Source organism: Streptomyces sp. WG5 (genome assembly GCF_049974565.1).
Taxonomy (GTDB): Bacteria; Actinomycetota; Actinomycetes; order Streptomycetales; family Streptomycetaceae; genus Streptomyces.
On record NZ_JBNGGC010000039.1, the window covers coordinates 16,562 to 31,503 of the forward strand.

At 74.0% G+C, this 14,942-nt stretch carries 16 protein-coding genes and 1 pseudogene; 7 read left to right on the forward strand and 10 right to left on the reverse strand.

From position 1 onward, the window contains the following. Nucleotides 1-78: 78 nt before the first annotated feature. Nucleotides 79-768 (reverse strand): PhzF family phenazine biosynthesis protein, encoded by a 690-nt coding sequence (locus tag ACP4IX_RS30880; protein WP_426557818.1) that lies wholly within the window; start codon nucleotides 766-768, stop codon nucleotides 79-81. Between the two features lie 293 nt (nucleotides 769-1,061). Here ACP4IX_RS30880 and ACP4IX_RS30885 point away from each other — a divergent pair. Together ACP4IX_RS30885 and ACP4IX_RS30890 are read left to right on the forward strand one after the other, a co-directional pair. Further along, nucleotides 1,062-1,185: pseudogene (locus ACP4IX_RS30885) on the forward strand (iron transporter); the annotation flags it as partial. After that, nucleotides 1,160-2,161, forward strand: a complete 1,002-nt coding sequence (locus ACP4IX_RS30890; protein ID WP_426557820.1) for a hypothetical protein — start codon at nucleotides 1,160-1,162, stop codon at nucleotides 2,159-2,161. The pseudogene ACP4IX_RS30885 and the gene ACP4IX_RS30890, both read left to right, overlap by 26 nt. A 25-nt stretch (nucleotides 2,162-2,186) precedes the next feature. Here the strand turns inward: ACP4IX_RS30890 and ACP4IX_RS30895 are convergent, their stop codons facing one another. Further along, nucleotides 2,187-2,918 carry a bifunctional DNA primase/polymerase gene (locus tag ACP4IX_RS30895; RefSeq protein ID WP_426522494.1) on the reverse strand — a complete coding sequence of 244 codons (732 nt, stop codon included), beginning with the start codon at nucleotides 2,916-2,918 and terminating at the stop codon, nucleotides 2,187-2,189. 146 nt (nucleotides 2,919-3,064) lie between these two features. Continuing rightward, a complete protein-coding gene (locus ACP4IX_RS30900; RefSeq protein WP_426522495.1) occupies nucleotides 3,065-3,715 on the reverse strand; it encodes a TetR/AcrR family transcriptional regulator in 651 nt (216 codons plus the stop codon). 112 nt (nucleotides 3,716-3,827) lie between these two features. Here ACP4IX_RS30900 and ACP4IX_RS30905 point away from each other — a divergent pair, with 112 nt between their 5' ends. Then, nucleotides 3,828-4,034: a DUF6243 family protein gene (locus tag ACP4IX_RS30905; RefSeq protein ID WP_426557822.1), complete on the forward strand. Its 207-nt coding sequence runs from the start codon at nucleotides 3,828-3,830 to the stop codon at nucleotides 4,032-4,034. Nucleotides 4,035-4,151: 117 nt separating this feature from the next. Here ACP4IX_RS30905 and ACP4IX_RS30910 read toward each other — a convergent pair whose 3' ends face one another. From ACP4IX_RS30910 to ACP4IX_RS30925, 4 genes are all read right to left on the reverse strand, one after another. Then, on the reverse strand, nucleotides 4,152-4,814 hold the full coding sequence (locus ACP4IX_RS30910) for a response regulator transcription factor (RefSeq protein WP_426522568.1): 663 nt from the start codon (nucleotides 4,812-4,814) through the stop codon (nucleotides 4,152-4,154). A gap of 306 nt (nucleotides 4,815-5,120) precedes the next feature. After that, complete coding sequence (locus ACP4IX_RS30915) at nucleotides 5,121-6,125, reverse strand: small ribosomal subunit Rsm22 family protein (RefSeq protein ID WP_426522497.1); 1,005 nt, start codon at nucleotides 6,123-6,125, stop codon at nucleotides 5,121-5,123. 113 nt (nucleotides 6,126-6,238) lie between these two features. Next, nucleotides 6,239-7,297, reverse strand: a complete 1,059-nt coding sequence (locus ACP4IX_RS30920; RefSeq protein WP_426522498.1) for a serine hydrolase domain-containing protein — start codon at nucleotides 7,295-7,297, stop codon at nucleotides 6,239-6,241. 77 nt (nucleotides 7,298-7,374) lie between these two features. Further along, nucleotides 7,375-8,895 carry a multidrug effflux MFS transporter gene (locus tag ACP4IX_RS30925; protein WP_426557824.1) on the reverse strand — a complete coding sequence of 507 codons (1,521 nt, stop codon included), beginning with the start codon at nucleotides 8,893-8,895 and terminating at the stop codon, nucleotides 7,375-7,377. Between the two features lie 97 nt (nucleotides 8,896-8,992). On the opposite strand from ACP4IX_RS30925, the gene ACP4IX_RS30930 reads away from it, so the two are divergent. Further along, complete coding sequence (locus ACP4IX_RS30930; RefSeq protein WP_426522500.1) at nucleotides 8,993-10,024, forward strand: Gfo/Idh/MocA family protein; 1,032 nt, start codon at nucleotides 8,993-8,995, stop codon at nucleotides 10,022-10,024. Here ACP4IX_RS30930 and ACP4IX_RS30935 read toward each other — a convergent pair. Next, on the reverse strand, nucleotides 10,011-11,657 hold the full coding sequence (locus tag ACP4IX_RS30935; RefSeq protein WP_426557826.1) for an alkaline phosphatase D family protein: 1,647 nt from the start codon (nucleotides 11,655-11,657) through the stop codon (nucleotides 10,011-10,013). The two genes, ACP4IX_RS30930 and ACP4IX_RS30935, sit on opposite strands and share 14 nt — an antisense overlap. Before the next feature lie 132 nt (nucleotides 11,658-11,789). On the opposite strand from ACP4IX_RS30935, the gene ACP4IX_RS30940 reads away from it, so the two are divergent. Then, on the forward strand, nucleotides 11,790-12,662 hold the full coding sequence (locus ACP4IX_RS30940) for an SDR family oxidoreductase (RefSeq protein WP_426557828.1): 873 nt from the start codon (nucleotides 11,790-11,792) through the stop codon (nucleotides 12,660-12,662). A 310-nt stretch (nucleotides 12,663-12,972) separates the two neighbouring features. On the opposite strand, the gene ACP4IX_RS30945 is transcribed toward ACP4IX_RS30940, so the two are convergent. Beyond that, nucleotides 12,973-13,152 carry a hypothetical protein gene (locus ACP4IX_RS30945; RefSeq protein WP_426557830.1) on the reverse strand — a complete coding sequence of 60 codons (180 nt, stop codon included), beginning with the start codon at nucleotides 13,150-13,152 and terminating at the stop codon, nucleotides 12,973-12,975. A 97-nt stretch (nucleotides 13,153-13,249) separates the two neighbouring features. Beyond that, complete coding sequence (locus ACP4IX_RS30950; protein ID WP_426522504.1) at nucleotides 13,250-13,576, reverse strand: nuclear transport factor 2 family protein; 327 nt, start codon at nucleotides 13,574-13,576, stop codon at nucleotides 13,250-13,252. A gap of 238 nt (nucleotides 13,577-13,814) precedes the next feature. Between ACP4IX_RS30950 and ACP4IX_RS30955 the strand changes: the two genes are divergently transcribed. After that, on the forward strand, nucleotides 13,815-14,357 hold the full coding sequence (locus ACP4IX_RS30955) for a DoxX family protein (RefSeq protein ID WP_426557832.1): 543 nt from the start codon (nucleotides 13,815-13,817) through the stop codon (nucleotides 14,355-14,357). A gap of 50 nt (nucleotides 14,358-14,407) precedes the next feature. Further along, the gene (locus ACP4IX_RS30960) at nucleotides 14,408-14,767 is read left to right on the forward strand and encodes a MazG-like family protein (RefSeq protein ID WP_426522506.1); all 360 of its coding nucleotides are present in this window, start codon (nucleotides 14,408-14,410) and stop codon (nucleotides 14,765-14,767) included. The last annotated feature ends 175 nt before the right edge of the window (nucleotides 14,768-14,942 follow it).

Below are 14,942 nucleotides of genomic sequence, written 5' to 3' on the forward strand. Positions count from 1 at the left end.
CGACGGCGGCCGGTGCGAGGGCAGCCGGCACGACGGCGGCCGGTCCGCAGGCACGGCGCCGGGCCGCCGTCACCGCGGTCACCGCTCCAGGCGTACCCGTCCCCCGATCTCGACCCACCCCTCGGGCTGCGGGGCCGTGAGGATCTGCGAGCCGACCCCCTGGGTGATGTTGAGGGCACGCCCCAGCCGCTCGGTCAGCAGCAGCGCCGCCGCGCCCGTCGCCTCCTCCTCGTCGATCCCCCCGGGGCAAGCACCGGCTCCACCGGAGTGGCTGTCGCCGCGCTCATCGACGCGCCCCGGGAAGGCGCGGGCACGGATACGCCCGGCCGCCTCGTCCTCCCAGGCCCAGGCGTAGACCCACTCCCCCGGTGGCGGCACCCGCAGGTCGTCGACCTCGGCGACGGTGGCGTACTGGCGCAGGGTGCGCGGCGGTGCCCACTCGGGGCGGGCCTCGATCCAGCTGAACTCGCCGTCCAGCCGGGCGCCCACCACTCCGGCCGGGGTGACGAGTTCGGGCACGTCGAGCAGCCAGGCCGTGCCGACGCAGGGGTGGCCGGCGAACGGCAGGCGCAGGGTGGGTGTGTAGAGGTCGACGACGCCGCGCTCGGGGTCGTCGACGAACACGGTCTCGCTGAAGCCGAGTTTCGCGGCGAGCTCCTGCCGCTCGGCCCGGTCCGGCAGCACGGAGCCGTCCCGGACGACGCCGAGCTCGTTGCCGTAGCCGCCGTTCGGCGCGCAGAAGACGCGCAGTACGTCGTAGTCAGTCACCGGCGCATTCAAGCATCGCCGGGGCGGCGGGCGCGTCCCGGCCGCGCAGGCCTCCGGGCCGGGGCCGGGAGACGGTGCGGGCCGGGACGCACGGCCCGGCGCGTCCCCTCGCCGCCGGGGAAGCGGAAGAGGGCGCCCCCGTCCTGGGCGCCTGCCGGGCCGCGGCCGGCGGACCGCCGGCGGAGGTGCTCTGCGAACAGCTGCCGTCCGAGGTCCGCGACCGGCCGGTGGAGGTACTGCCGCGCCCGCGCCCGGGGGCGGTGCCGGTCGTCCCGAGGCGCGGTCCGTGACGGGAGGTCACGGTGTGGCCGCTGTACCCGGTCCCGGGGTTCGCGCGCCCCCTCGCCCCGGTAGGGTTCGCCTCCGGGAAGGGGAAGGTGAAGAAGACCTGATGAGCAGGGATCGCGGCCCTCGTAGGCCCCGCAGGCTTGACCAGTGCGCGCTCATAGCCGCCTCGGCGACCGCTTTGTCGTTGACGGCGAGCGGCTGCGTGGTGGTGCACGGAGAGCGCGAGGTGCTCCCCGCGACCACCCGGGCCGAGGCCGCGAAGGCGCTCCAGGAGTTCACCTCCGCGTACAACGCGGCCGACGAGGCGTACGACGCCTCCCTCGACGCCGAGCACACCACCGGCGCCCTCGCCGCCATCGACTCGGCGCGGCTGAAGGCGGGCCGGGCCAACAACCCGGGCGGCAACGCTTCGCACACGCCGCTGGAACTGACGGACGCGAAGTTCACGATCCCGAAGAAGGCGGGCTGGCCGCGCTGGTTCGTCGCGGACGCCAAGGGCAACAAGGGCGGCGACTCGCGCTGGGTGCTGGTCTTCACCCGGGACGGCCTGGAGGAGACCTGGCAGGCCGCGTACCTGACGCTGGTCCCTCCCGGGAAGATGCCCGAGATCAAGACCGACCGGGACGGCTGGGCCGAGGCCGTCCCCGCGAACACCACCGGCCTGGCCGTCCCGCCCGCCGGCCTGAGCAAGGGCTACACGACGTATCTGAAGGACGGCGGGAAGGCGTTCGCGGACGGCGCCCACACCAGTTCCTGGCGGCAGTCGCGCGAGAAGCGGTCGATCCGCCCCGGCCTGGTCACGCAGTTCATCGACGAACCGCTGACGGACGGCGACTACGCGCCGCTGGCGCTGCGTACCGAGGACGGCGGGGCGCTGGTGTTCTTCACCACGCGGCACTTCGAGAAGCGGACCGCCGCGCAGGGCACGTCGGTGCCGGCCCCGAACAAGGACGTGCTCGCGCTGACGGACGGTGAGATCAAGCAGTCCCTGACGATGGAGTTCGTCTCCAACCAGATCGCGCTCGACCCGGCGGACGGCTCGGGCGGCGGGCAGGTGTCGGTCCTGGGGCGGGTCCAGGGGCTGACGTCGGCGAAGGGCGAGTAGCGGCGGCGGGTGGCGCCGCGCCGGCTCAGCGGCGCAGGGGCCAGGCCGTGCCCGCCTGGTCGCTCTCCTCGCCGGCGTGCCGGGCGCACGCGTCCGTGAGGGTCTCCAGCAGGGTCAGCGGGTCCGGCAGCGGGTGCTCGGGGCCGCGCACCCAGTGCACCGTCCGGTCCTCACCGGGCAGCCGGGCGGGCGGTACGAGGACGTAGGAGCCCCGGCAGTGCCAGCGCAGACCAGGGTGCTCGTCCATCGTCTCGGGGTGGCAGTCCAGCTCGCAGGGCCACCATTCGTCCTCGTCCTCGGGAGTGCCGCGGGTGAGGGTGAAGAGCAGCATGCGGCCGTCGTCGCTCTCGGCGACCGGGCCGACCTCGACACCCGCGTCGAGCAGGCGCTGAAGCGCCTCACGACCGGCCTGGAGGGGGACGTCGAGGACGTCGTGCACCAGGCCGGTCGCGGTGATGAAGTTGGCCTCGGGCTGGTGGCGGGCCCAGCGCTCGATCTGCGCGCGGTCGGTGGTGGACTGCGTCTGCCAGGCGAAGGACACCGGGTGCCGGGCGGGGGTGGGGCAGCCGACGCGGTCGCAGGAGCAGCGGTATCCGGCCGGGTGCGCGGCGGGCGCCAGGGGCAGTCCCGCACCGGCGGCGGCGAGCAGCAGGTCCTCCCGGCCACCGTCACCGGCGGCCTCCTTGGGGCGGCGTCCGCGCAGCCACTGGGAGAGTTTGCCCTGCAGGCCGCTCCGACCGCCGAACTCCGCGCTCATCTAGCCCCTTCGCCTCGCCGTCGTGCGCACCAGCATGCCCTATGGTCGCACCATTCCGCGCTTCGGGGTCGGGAAGGGACAAACTTCCCCGGCCGGGTTTCCCCCGTCGGGTGTCCCCGGCCGGGCCTCGTCGCCGGGCTCCGCGGTCATCGCGGCGCGAGCCCGTGGAGCGCGTAGTCGACGAGTGTGTCGGTGTAGGCGTGGGAGATCGGCCCCGTGTGCTGGAGCCAGCGCTGGGCGAGCGGGGAGACGAAGAGCTCCAGTGCGATGCGCGGATCGATCTCCGGCCGTACGTGGCCGGCCTCCTGGGCGGCGCGCAGCCGGTCGGCGTGGAGTTGGAGCGACGGCTCCAGGAGCCGGGCGACGAACTCCCGGCCGAGCTGTTCGTTGACGACGCCCTCCGCGGCCAGGGCGCGGTAGGGGGCTTCGAACTTCGGATCCCGCAGTTCGTCGACGGTGGCGCGCAGCACGGCCTTGAGGTCGGCGGCGAGGTCGCCGGTGTCCGGGATGGCGTACGCCTCCTCGCCGGCGGCCTGCACGGCCCGCTCGCCCAGGTCGAGGAAGGCCTCCAGCAGGACGTCCGCCTTCGAGGACCACCAGCGGTAGATCGTCTGCTTGCCGACGCCGGCGCGGGCGGCGATGCCCTCGATGGTGGTCTTCGGGTAACCGACCTCCGCGACGAGCGCGAGGGCGGCGTCGTAGATGGCCTGGCGGGACCGCTGGCTGCGCCGGGTGGCGTCGGGGTTCTGCCGGTCGCGGGAGGTTGTCGGGGTGGGGTCTGTCTTCTGGACGGCCATGGATCCGAATTTACCAGGTTGACAAGACGGTGCGTCTCGCCGGACAGTGGACCGCGGAACCGATCGAGACGATACGTCTCGTATTCATGTCCGTACCGAGAGGGGAGATCCCATGTCCCGAGGTGGAGCCGGAAACATGCTGGGCGTCGGCGGCACGCGCCGCAACCTCACCCGCGACGCCCTGCGCGGCGGCGACCGGACCGGCCGGATCGGCGGCGGACCGGACCCGCGGGCCCGGAAACGCGAACTGCTGCGCAGGCTCCAGGAGCGGCAGGGCAAGGACCGGGAGGAGGCCGCCGCGAGCGACGGGACGTCGTGAGCAAGGGAAGGCGGAGGGCCTTCCGGACGGCGTCGGCCGGCCGGCGCCGCCGGGGAGGCGTCGCCCGGGAGGCCGCCACCGGGCCGGCCCGGGGTGCGGCAGGACGCACCCCGCCGGTCAGTGGGGCTGCGTCCGCGCGTTCTCCAGGTAGTGCAGGACGGCCGCCACGCGCCGGTCGACCTGGTCGGCCGGGGACAGGTCGAGCTTGGCGAAGATGCTGCGGATGTGCTTGTGGACCGCGCCGTCGGTGACGACGAGCCGTCCGGCGATGGCGCTGTTGCCCAGGCCCTCGGCCATCAGAGCGAGCACCTCCCGCTCGCGCGGGCTGAGACGCTCCAGGCGGGTGTCCTGGCGGGTCCGGGTGAACAACTGGGCGACGACCTCCGGGTCGATGGCGGTGCCCCCGGCCGCGACCCTGCGCAGCGCGCGCATGAATTCCTCGACCCGCCCGACACGCTCCTTGAGCAGGTAACCGAGGCCGCCTACCCCGCCGGTGAGCAGGTCGGTGGCGAAGGACTGCTCGACGTACGCGGACAGCACCAGGACGGCCGGCGCGGGGCGGCGGCGCCGGGCCTCGACGGCCGCGCGGACGCCCTCGTCGGTGTGCGTGGGCGGCATGCGTACGTCCAGGACGGCCACGTCGGGCTCGTGCTCGTCGATGGCGGCGAGCACCGACTCGGCGGTGTCCGCGGTGGCGACCACGTCCAGGCCCTCCGCGCGCAGCAGCAGGGCGAGTCCCTCGCGCAGCAAGGGGTCGTCCTCGGCGATCACGATCCGCAGGGGGCGGTCCGCGCCGCCGGTCGTGCCACGGTCTTCACGTTCCACGGGGAGGTCCACTTCCAGGGTCGTCGGTCCGCCGGGCGGGCCGGCCCGGCGCGGGGTGCCGTCGTGGGCCGCGAGGCGGTGCCGGACACCGGTCGGGGGCGAACCGCCGCCCTCGTCCGCACCGCCCCGGCCGTCGTCCTGGAGGGAGGCTCGCCGGCCGCGCCGTTCCGCGGTGTCGCCGTGCGCCCCTCCCCCGCCCTTCGGCCGACGACCCTACTGGCTCCGGGGCAGGCCGTCATGTCCGGCCGCACGCCGTGCCCTCTACGCCTTCGACGGCGGCCAGGGATCGCCCCAGTCCGCGTCGCGGGCGGCCTTGTACAGGTCGCCGTGGCGCTTGGTGACCGTCCGGCGGCCGAGCTGCTCGTGCGGGCCGGACGGCGACGTCTCGCACAGGTCGAGCAGGACCTGCCCCTTGCGGATCTGCGGACGCCGGACCACCCGGGAGGCGGCGGGGCCGGCCGGGAACCGGGTGGCGGCGACGTAGCTGAACTTCTCGTCCTCGTAGGCGAGCGAGCCGCCCTTGACCTGACGGTGCAGGGAGGAACGGCTGACCCGGGCCGCGAAGTGGCACCAGTCCGTGCCGGGCACGATGGGGCAGGCGGCGCTGTGGGGACAGGGGGCGGCGACCTGGAACCCGGCGGCGATCAGCCGGTCGCGGGCCTCGATGACGCGGGCGTAGCCGTCGGGGGTGCCGGCCTCGACGATCACGACGGCCTGCGCGGCGGAGGCGGCGGCGTCGACGAGCGCGTCGCGGTCGGGCCCGGTCAGCTCGTTGAGGACGTAGGAGACGGTGACCAGATCGGTGCTCTCGACGGTGAGCGCCGCTGAGATCCGTGAGCGCTGCCAGCGGACGTCGCGCAGGGCGGGGCGGGCGGCGGCGATCTCCCGGCCGAGGGCGAGCGCGGGCTCGGCCCAGTCGAGCACGGTCACCGGGCGAACGCCCTCCCACGTGTCGCTGACCGCCCAGGTCGCCGCGCCGGTCCCGCCGCCGATGTCGACGTGGCTCCCGGGCACCCACCCGGGCACCGTGTCCGCGAACGCCGCCAGCGCCGACCGCACGGCCGCGAAGGTCGCCGGCATGCGGTACGCGGCGTAGGCGACGACGTCGGCGCGGTCCCGCAGGATCGGGGCGTCGGTCGGGGTGGCCCCGCGGTAGTTGGCGATCAGCCGCTCCACGGCCTGGGCGGCCTGCCGGGGCGGCAGCCCGTCGACCAGGTCGGCGAGGGCGGCACGCAGGGCGTCGGCGGGGGTGGCGGGGTCGTTCACCCGGTGATTCTACGGGGCGGGCCGAGTGGGACGGTCGGGCCGGCGGTGCGCGGGGGTACGGGCGGTCCTCCCCCACCGAACCCGGCTCGCGCGGGCCGCCGCGGGCGCCCCGCTCAGGTCTCCCGCACCGCCCGCACCGCGCGGGCCACCCGCGTCCCCAGCGCCGCCCGGGGCCGGTTGTCGGGGGCGCGGCGACGGGGATGGACCGTGTTGGCGAGGAGGATCGCGAACGTGTCCGTCGCCCGGTCGAGGACCAGCATCGTGCCCGTGAAGCCGGTGTGTCCGGCCGCGCCGTGCCCCGCCAGCTCGCCCATGAACCACGGCTGGTCCAGGGCGAACCCGAGCCCCGGCTCGGTCAGGAGCAGTTCCACGAAGTCGGGGCCGAGGATGCGCGCCGGCCCGTACGAGCCGCCCGCGAGCAGCGTGCGGCAGAAGACCGCGAGGTCCCGGCCGGTCGAGAACAGCCCCGCGTGGCCGGCCACCCCACCGAGTGCCCACGCGTTCTCGTCGTGGACGACGCCGCGCAGCATCCCGCGGTCCGCCTTGGCCCACGGCCGCCGCTGGTCCTCCGTCGCCGCCGCGCCGGGGCACGGCCCGAAGTGGGTCGCCGTCATGCCCAGGGGCCGGGTGATCCCGTCGTGGACGAGGACGTCGAGGCCGCGGCCGGTGACGCGTTCCAGGACCTGCTGGAGGAGGAGCATGTTCAGGTCCGAGTAGCAGTACGTGCCGGGCACCCCCACCGGCGGCTCCGCGCGCAGTCGCCGCAGCCGTTCCTCGTCGTCGGCGCAGTCGTACAGCGGCAGTTCGGGCCGCAGCCCGGAGGTGTGGGTGAGCAGCTGCCGCACGGTGACGCGGTGTGCGGCGGCCGCACGGAAGTCCGGCAGGTAGGCGCCGACCTCCGCGTCGATGCCGAGGGTGCCCCGTTCGATCTGCTGCACGGCGGCGACCGCCGTGAACACCTTGGTGAGGGACGCCAGGTCGAAGGGCGTACGGACGGCCGTCGGCACGCGGGAGCGGGCGGGCAGTTCCACGCCCGTGTCGGTGCGCGGGTCGTAGGACGCGTAGCGCACGGCCCAGCCCGCCGCCTCCTCGACGGCGAGCACGGGTCCGCGGCCGACGGCCACGACGGCGCCCGCCGCCCAGGGACGCTCGCCGGCGGTGAGGCCGTGCACCTCCTCGACGACACGGCGGAGCTGCTCGGGGTCGAGTCCGGCCCGTTCCGGCGTGTCGCTGCGCAGTCTCGGAGCGCTCAGCTCTCTTCTCCCTCCCCGGGCGCACGCCCGGCCGTCGTCCGTCCTGCCGTACGCCCGGCCACCTGTCCTGCCACCTGTCCTGCCGCCTGTCCTCCTGCCTGTCCGGCGGCAGGACGGCACATCCCGACCAGGAACCCGAACGCCACCAGCGCCGCCACCAGCTGGACGACGGCCATGGGCAGGGCGGTGTCCTCCCCCGCGATCCCGACGAGCGGGGAGGCGATGGCACCGATGAGGAAGGAGGACGTGCCGAGCAGCGCGGAGGCGGAACCGGCGTTCTTCCTGACCCGCAACAGGGCGAGGGCCTGGGTGTTGGGCAGGCTGATGCCCATCGCGGACATCAGCACGAACAGCGCGGCGGCGACCGGCACCAGGCCGACCTCGCCGAAGACGCCCAGGGACATCAGGAGCAGGGCGGTCGCGGCGGCGATGACGATCAGGAGGCCGAGACCCAGCACGCGGTCCAGGCGGGCCCGTCCGACCAGGATCTTGCCGTTGATCTGGCCGACGACGACCAGGCCGATCGAGTTGATGCCGAACAGCAGGCTGAACGTCTGCGGGGAGGCGCCGTAGATCTCCTGGATGACGAACGGGGACGCCGAGACGTAGGCGAACAGCGAGGCGAAGGCGAAGCCGCCCGCGAGCATGTACCCGGTGAAGGCGCGGTCGGCGAGCAGACCGCGCATCGCGTGGAGGGTGTCGCCGACGCCGCCGGCGTGCCGTTCGGCGGCCGGCAGGGTCTCGGGGAGCTTGGCCCAGACGATCCCGCCCAGCACCGCTCCGACCACGGTGAGCACGACGAACACGCCCCGCCAGTCCGTCACGCGCAGGATCTGCCCGCCGATGAGGGGCGCGACGACCGGGGCGACACCGGAGATCAGCATGAGGGTGGAGAAGAAGCGGGCCATGGCCATGCCGTCGTACAGGTCACGGACGACGGCCCGGGAGATGACGATCGCGGCGGCGCCCGCGAGTCCCTGCACCAGCCGGAAGGCGATGAGGAGTTCCACGGAGTGCGCGATCGCGCACAGGGCGGTGGCGACGACGTAGACGGCGAGGCCGGCCAGGAGCGGGCGGCGGCGGCCCCACTTGTCGCTCATCGGTCCGACCACGAGCTGGCCGAGGGCCATGCCGGCCAGGCAGGCGGTGAGCGTGAGCTGGACGGTGGCGGCGGGTGCGCCCAGGGTCCGGGTGACCTCCGGGAGCGCGGGGAGGTACATGTCCATCGCCAGCGGCGGCGTCGCGGTCAGGCTGCCGAGGATGAGTGTGACGAGCAGCCCGGTGCGGCGGGTGGCACGCAGCGTGCGGGCGGCCGGTCCCGTCTCCGGACCGGCCGCCTGTGCGGTCTGCGCACTCTGTGCGGTCTGCGTGGTCTGCGTCGCCTGCGTGGTCTTGGTGATGTCCGTGGCCTGTGTGGTTTTCGTGGCCTGCGTGGCCAGGGTGGTTTTCGGTGTGGTGTCCGGTGCGGTGGTCGTGTCCGGTGACTCGTGCGGTATGGACGGCCCGCGCTCGGGCATGTGCCCCTCCCTCTTCGACAGATCCGGCACCTATGCTCTCAGCTCGTACGGACTTGAACGAACAGACTTGAACGAACCTGAACGAGGGTGGGGCAGGGTGTCAGTGGAGACCGGACAGAAGGTGCGCTGGGGAATTCTGGCGACCGGCGGTATGTCGGCGAGGTTCACGGCGGATCTGGTCGATCTGCCGGACGCGGAGGTCGTGGCGGTGGCCTCGCGGACCGAGGCGTCGGCGAAGGCGTTCGCGGAGCGGTTCGGGATACCCCGGGCGTACGGCGACTGGGAGACGCTGGCGCGGGACGAGGACGTCGACGTGGTGTACGTCGCGACCCCGCACTCGGCGCACCGGGCGGCCGCCGGCCTGTGCCTGGAGGCGGGGCGGAACGTGCTGTGCGAGAAGCCGTTCACGCTGAACGTGCGCGAGGCGGAGGAACTGGTCGCACTCGCCCGTCGGGGCGGCAGCTTCCTGATGGAAGCGATGTGGATGTACTGCAACCCGATGGTGCGGCGGCTGAAGACGCTGGTCGACGACGGCGCGATCGGCGAGGTCCGCAGCCTGCAGGCGGACTTCGGGCTGGCGGGGCCCTTCCCTCCGGCGCACCGCCTGCGGGACCCGGCGCAGGGCGGCGGCGCGTTGCTCGACCTGGGCGTGTACCCGGTGTCGTTCGCCCAGCTGCTGCTCGGTGAGCCGTCGGACATCGCGGCGCGGGCGGTGCTCTCGGAGGAGGGCGTCGACCTCCAGACGGGCGCACTGCTCTCCTACGGGAGCGGCGCTCTCGCCTCGGTGCACTGCTCCATCACCGGCGGTACGCCCAACTCCGCCTCGGTCACGGGCTCCCGGGGCCGTATCGACGTCCCGGACGGCTTCTTCTTCCCGGAGCGCTTCGTGCTGCACCGGGACGGCCAGGAGCCGGAGGAGTTCCGGGCCGACCCGGCCGACGGGTCCCGGGACGGCCTCCACCACGAGGCGCGGGAGGTGATGCGCGCCCTGCGCGCCGGTGAGACCGAGTCCCCGCTGGTCCCGCTCGACGGCACCCTGGCCGTGATGCGGACGCTCGACGCGATCCGGGACCGCGTCGGCGTCCGCTACCCGGGAGAAACGGGCGCGCCGGTCGTCACGCCGGCTTGAGCCCCTGCTCCCCCACCTCCGTCACGAACGACGCGGCGGTCGTGAGCGGCGCGCCCTCGGTGGTCACGTGGGACACCGTCTTGAAGTCGACGCGCGCCAGTCGGCGGTCGAGCGAGACGGTCGCGTAGCCGCGCCGCCCGTCGAAGAACTTCAGGTGCGGGTTGGCGGCCATGAGCGTGTCCCAGTTGGACGGCTTCTCCGAGCCGTCGCGGCCGCTCGTGACGGAGGTGGTGACGATCTCGGTGCCCAGGGTCCGGGAGCCGGGGTCGTCGAAGTCGCGCTTGATGTCGAAGCCGTAGTGCACGTGCACGTCGCCGGTGAGGACCATCAGGTTCTCGACACCGGCGGCCTGCGCGCCGGCCAGCACCCGTTCGCGGGAGGCCGGGTAGCCGTCCCAGGAGTCCATGGAGACCTTGGACGGTGAGGCGGTGGAGTTGAACCGCTGCGAGAAGGTGACCTGCTGGGGGACCACGTTCCACAGGGCGTCCGACCGGTGCCAGCCGTTGATCAGCCAGCGTTCCTGCGCGTCGCCGGTCATCGTGCGCGAGGGGTCCTCGGACTCCGGTCCCGGGAACTGCCAGCCGTCGCCGTAGGCCTGGTTGGAGCGGTACTGGCGGGTGTCGAGCACGTCGAACTGGGCCAGCCGGCCCCAGTGCAGGCGGCGGTAGAGCCTCAGGTCGGCGCCGTCGGGCAGCTGCGGGCGGCGCAGCGGCATGTTCTCCCAGTAGGCGCGGTAGGCGGCGGCCCGCCGGATGAGGAACTCCTCCGGCGGGACGCTGTTCTCGGGTGTCCCGCCTGCGTAGTTGTTCTCGGTCTCGTGGTCGTCCCAGGTGACGACGAACGGGTGCGCGGCGTGCGCGGCCCGCAGGTCGGGGTCGGACTTGTAGAGGGCGTACCGCAGGCGGTAGTCCTCCAGGGTCACCGTCTCGTGGTTGAAGTGGGCGGGCAGGGTGCCGGCCGGGTAGGCGCGGGAGCCGCCGACGTCGTTGACGGCGTACTCGTAGAGGTAGTCGCCGAGGTGGAGGACGACGTCCACGTCCTCCTGGGCGAGGTGCCGGTAGGCGGTGTAGTGGCCCTGGTCGTAGCGCTGGCAGGAGACCAGGCCGAAGGTGAGGCCGGAGACCCGGCTGCGCCCGGCGGGCGCGGTGCGGGTGCGGCCGGCCGGGCTGACCCAGCGGCCGGCGCGGAAGCGGTAGTAGTAGACGTGGCCGGGGGCGAGGTGGCCGACCTCGACGTGGACGGCGTGGTGGAACTCGGGGTGGGCGGTGGCCCTGCCCCGTCTGACGACGCGGCGGAACCGTTCGTCGAGGGCCAGCTCCCAGTCGACGGTGACGCGTTCGGCGGGCAGTCCGCTGTCGGCCTGGTACGGGACGGGGGCCAGGCGCGTCCACAGCAGGACGGAGTCGGGCTGCGGATCACCGGAGGCGACGCCGAGCGTGAAGGGGTCGTCGGTGAGCCGTGCCGCGTCGAGTTCGGCGGCGCTCGCGGTGCCGGCGGCCGGCAGGTTCACGGAGAAGGCGAGCGCGGCGGCGGCGCCGGTGACGGTCAGGAAGCGGCGGCGGCCCAGGTGCCGGGCGGCGGCGCGGAGTTCGGGCGCGTGCGAGGGCTGGGCCTGGTGGTGCGCGGGTGTCATCCGTTCCTCCCCTTGCGGTGGTTGCAAGGGGCATTCGACGGGCCGGGAACGGCACATCCTTGGCGCGGACATGGCGAGTTCATGGCGAAAGGATGAGTTCCGCATGATCGTCGACCCGTACGCTGCCGACTCATGAACACCGTGAGAACCACTGACGAGGAACCGAACGGCAGGGAACGGACCGGCAAGGGACAGGCCGGAGAAGAACAGGCCCGCAGGGAACAGGTCGGCAGGGAACAGGCCGGCGCGGAACGGGCGCAGCGCGTCGCCGTCGTCACGGGCGCCGGTTCCGGCATCGGCCGGGCGGTCGCCCTCGAACTGCTGGCAGCCGGCTGGTCGGTGACCCTGGCCGGGCGGCGCCCCGGGGCCCTGGAGGAGACGGCCGCCCTGGCACCCGCGGGCAGCACGGCGCTCACCGTACGCGCCGACGTGTCACAACCCGACGACGTGGCGGCCCTGTTCGCCGCCGTACGCGACCGCTTCGGGCGGCTGGACCTGCTGTTCAACAACGCCGGGACGTTCGGTCCGGGCGGCGTGCCGGTCGAGGAACTGCCCTACGAGGCGTGGCGGCACGTCGTGGACACCAACCTCAACGGCGCCTTCCTGTGCGCGCAGGCGGCGTACCGGCAGATGAAGGAGCAGGACCCGCGGGGCGGCCGGATCATCAACAACGGCTCGATCTCGGCCCACACGCCGCGCCCGCACTCGGTGGCGTACACGGCGACGAAGCACGCGCTGACGGGCCTGACCAAGTCACTGTCGCTGGACGGCCGGCCCTACGGCATCGCGGTCGGCCAGATCGACATCGGCAACGCGGCGACCGACATGACGGCCGGGATGCAGACCGGCGCGCTCCAGGCCAACGGGGAGACGGCACCCGAGCCCGTGATGGACGTCGCCGACGTGGCGCGCACGGTGCGGCACATGGCGGAGCTGCCGCTGGAGGCGAACGTGCAGTTCGCGACGGTCATGGCGACGGCGATGCCGTACGTGGGGCGGGGCTGAGGCCCCCCCGGCCCTGCCCGGTCCCGCCCCGGCCCGTCCCGGCCCCTCCCGGCCCCTCCCGGCCCGTCCCGCCCCGATTCACACAATCGGAATTTCCGGATCCGCTGTATTGCGGCCGGTGGCGAACATATGCTCAACTCTCCTTCACGAGAGCTTCACACGTGGAGCGTTGGGCTTCGGTAACTCCGCGGACCATTCCGAGGGGGGAGGCGGCAGCCGTTCCGCCACACCGGATGGGGGTGGATCCCGCGGGGAACCGCGGGGTACGCACCGGTGGGCGGAACGGCTGCCGCACAGATCACCGCCCGGGTCAGCGCCCCGGGATCCGGTCGGCCTCCGCCCTCTGCTCCCCACCGAGCGGCCCCTTCGCCGGCGCGCCCGCGTTCTCCCCGGCCTGTGCGGCGTTCTCCCCGGCCTGTGCGGCAGTCTCCTCGGCCTGCCTGACGGCCTCCTGGGCCTGCGCGGCGGAACGGACCCCGGCTGTCGGCACGGCGCGCGGGCTGCGGCCCACAGCCGGGCCGGGGCTCCCTGTGCGGGCGTACGGCCGCCCGCGGTGAGGCGGGACCGGTCCGCCGGCCCTGTGCCGCTTACGCCTGCCCGGTCTCGAACCGCGCGATCCGCCCGTCCTCACCCACGGTGAAGCTCCACCGCGTACGCATCTCGCCCCAGGTGTCGTTGCTGTAGCGGGCGATGAGGGCGCGACCGCCGTTCGACTCGTTGTCGACCTCCATGTGGCCGTGGGAGGAGAAGATCTCCTGGTCGATCCACTGGGCGAGGTCCCGGTCGTCCCCGTCGTCGGCCATGGTGGCGTCCGGCGCGAGCAGCGCGAGGAAGGCCTCGCGGTCGTGGGCGTTGACTGCGGCGACGAAGGCGCGGACGGCCGGGTCACTGAGTCGCGTGGTCTGAATGGTCATGCCGGCCAGCGTCACACCGCCTCCGGGCCCTCGCCACCCGACCGGCCACCCGGTCCGACCCCCGGCCCGACCCCCGACCCGACCGGCCACCCGGCCCGACCCGCCCCGGCCCGTCGCCGGACCGGGTGACCGGCCCGCCGCGTGGGCCCACCACCCGAACGGCGTCCGCGGCGGGCCCGCGCGGCGCGGGCGGGCGACGGTGGGGAGACGAGCCGCCGCCGTCTGCGAGGGAGTCGACGTGAACTGTTTTGACCGGCGTGATCTGGGGCTGCTGCTGCTCCGACTGGGTACCGGTGGCGTCCTGGCCGCGCACGGCGCGCAGAAGCTCCTCGGCTGGTTCGGCGGCGGCGGGATCGAGGGCACCGGCCAGGCCATGGAGGCCATGGGCTACGCGCCGGGCCGGGCCAGCGCCACCGCGGCGGGCCTCGCCGAGGCCGGTGGCGGAGCGCTGCTGGCACTGGGACTGGCCACCCCGGCCGCGGGTGCGGCGGCGGCCGGAGCGATGGCGGGCGCCGCGGCGGTGCACGTCCCGAGCGGCTTCTTCGCCCAGGCCGGCGGCTACGAGTACGCGGCGTCGCTCGGTCTGACGGCCGTCGGCCTCGCGGTCACGGGCCCGGGCCGCCTCTCCCTGGACCACGCCCTCGGCCACACCGTCAACCGGAACTGGATGGTCCCGGTGGCGTTCGCGGCGACGGCCGCGGCCACGACGGTGGTCGTGGGGGCGCGCAACAAGCGGGTGCGGAAGGCGGCGGAGGAGCAGCAGGAACCCCTGTTCGACTGACGTGGCGGTCACATACCGCTCGCCGCGCCACCCGTGGCAGGCTGCCGCGCATGAGCGACGACGATCACGGCAGCCCGCCCGCCGGCCTCTGGGACACCATCGACGACCTGTGGCGGTGGCTGGAGACGGACCAGCCCGTCGGCGGCGGGGAGGGCCTCCTGCTGCGCATGCTGAAGCTGTCCGAGGAGGTCGGCGAGGTCGCCGAGGCGGTGATCGGCGCGACCGGCCAGAACCCGCGCAAGGGCGTCACCCACACGTGGGAGGACGTCGAGGCGGAGCTGTGCGATGTCGTGATCACGGCGCTGGTGGCCCTGCGGACGCTGACGCCTCAGGCGCGGGAGGTGTTCGGGCGGCATCTGGCGCGGGTGGCGGAGCGGTCCCTGGGGGCACCGGGGACGCCGGCCGCCTGAACGTGGCGGAGCCCGGGAGTCGTATCCAGCTCCCGGGCCCCTGGGGATGCCACCCAATTGCGCACGCCGGCGGGGTTTAAGAGGACGGATCAGTCATCATGCCGTCGTGTTCTGCCTTTGAACTACCGCACCAGGTGAGAGGTGCAGGCGAGAGTCGAACTCGCACTCGACGGCG

What these genes read in the sequence shown, in the direction of transcription:
- ACP4IX_RS30905 (WP_426557822.1), top strand. Translation starts at nt 3,828, where the DNA reads ATGTCCCGAGGTGGAGCCGGAAACATGCTGGGCGTCGGCGGCACGCGC.
- ACP4IX_RS30960 (WP_426522506.1), top strand. Translation starts at nt 14,408, where the DNA reads ATGAGCGACGACGATCACGGCAGCCCGCCCGCCGGCCTCTGGGACACC.
- ACP4IX_RS30925 (WP_426557824.1), bottom strand. Translation starts at nt 8,895, where the DNA reads ATGCCCGAGCGCGGGCCGTCCATACCGCACGAGTCACCGGACACGACC.
- ACP4IX_RS30900 (WP_426522495.1), bottom strand. Translation starts at nt 3,715, where the DNA reads ATGGCCGTCCAGAAGACAGACCCCACCCCGACAACCTCCCGCGACCGG.
- ACP4IX_RS30895 (WP_426522494.1), bottom strand. Translation starts at nt 2,918, where the DNA reads ATGAGCGCGGAGTTCGGCGGTCGGAGCGGCCTGCAGGGCAAACTCTCC.
- ACP4IX_RS30950 (WP_426522504.1), bottom strand. Translation starts at nt 13,576, where the DNA reads ATGACCATTCAGACCACGCGACTCAGTGACCCGGCCGTCCGCGCCTTC.
- ACP4IX_RS30935 (WP_426557826.1), bottom strand. Translation starts at nt 11,657, where the DNA reads ATGACACCCGCGCACCACCAGGCCCAGCCCTCGCACGCGCCCGAACTC.
- ACP4IX_RS30940 (WP_426557828.1), top strand. Translation starts at nt 11,790, where the DNA reads ATGAACACCGTGAGAACCACTGACGAGGAACCGAACGGCAGGGAACGG.
- ACP4IX_RS30890 (WP_426557820.1), top strand. Translation starts at nt 1,160, where the DNA reads ATGAGCAGGGATCGCGGCCCTCGTAGGCCCCGCAGGCTTGACCAGTGC.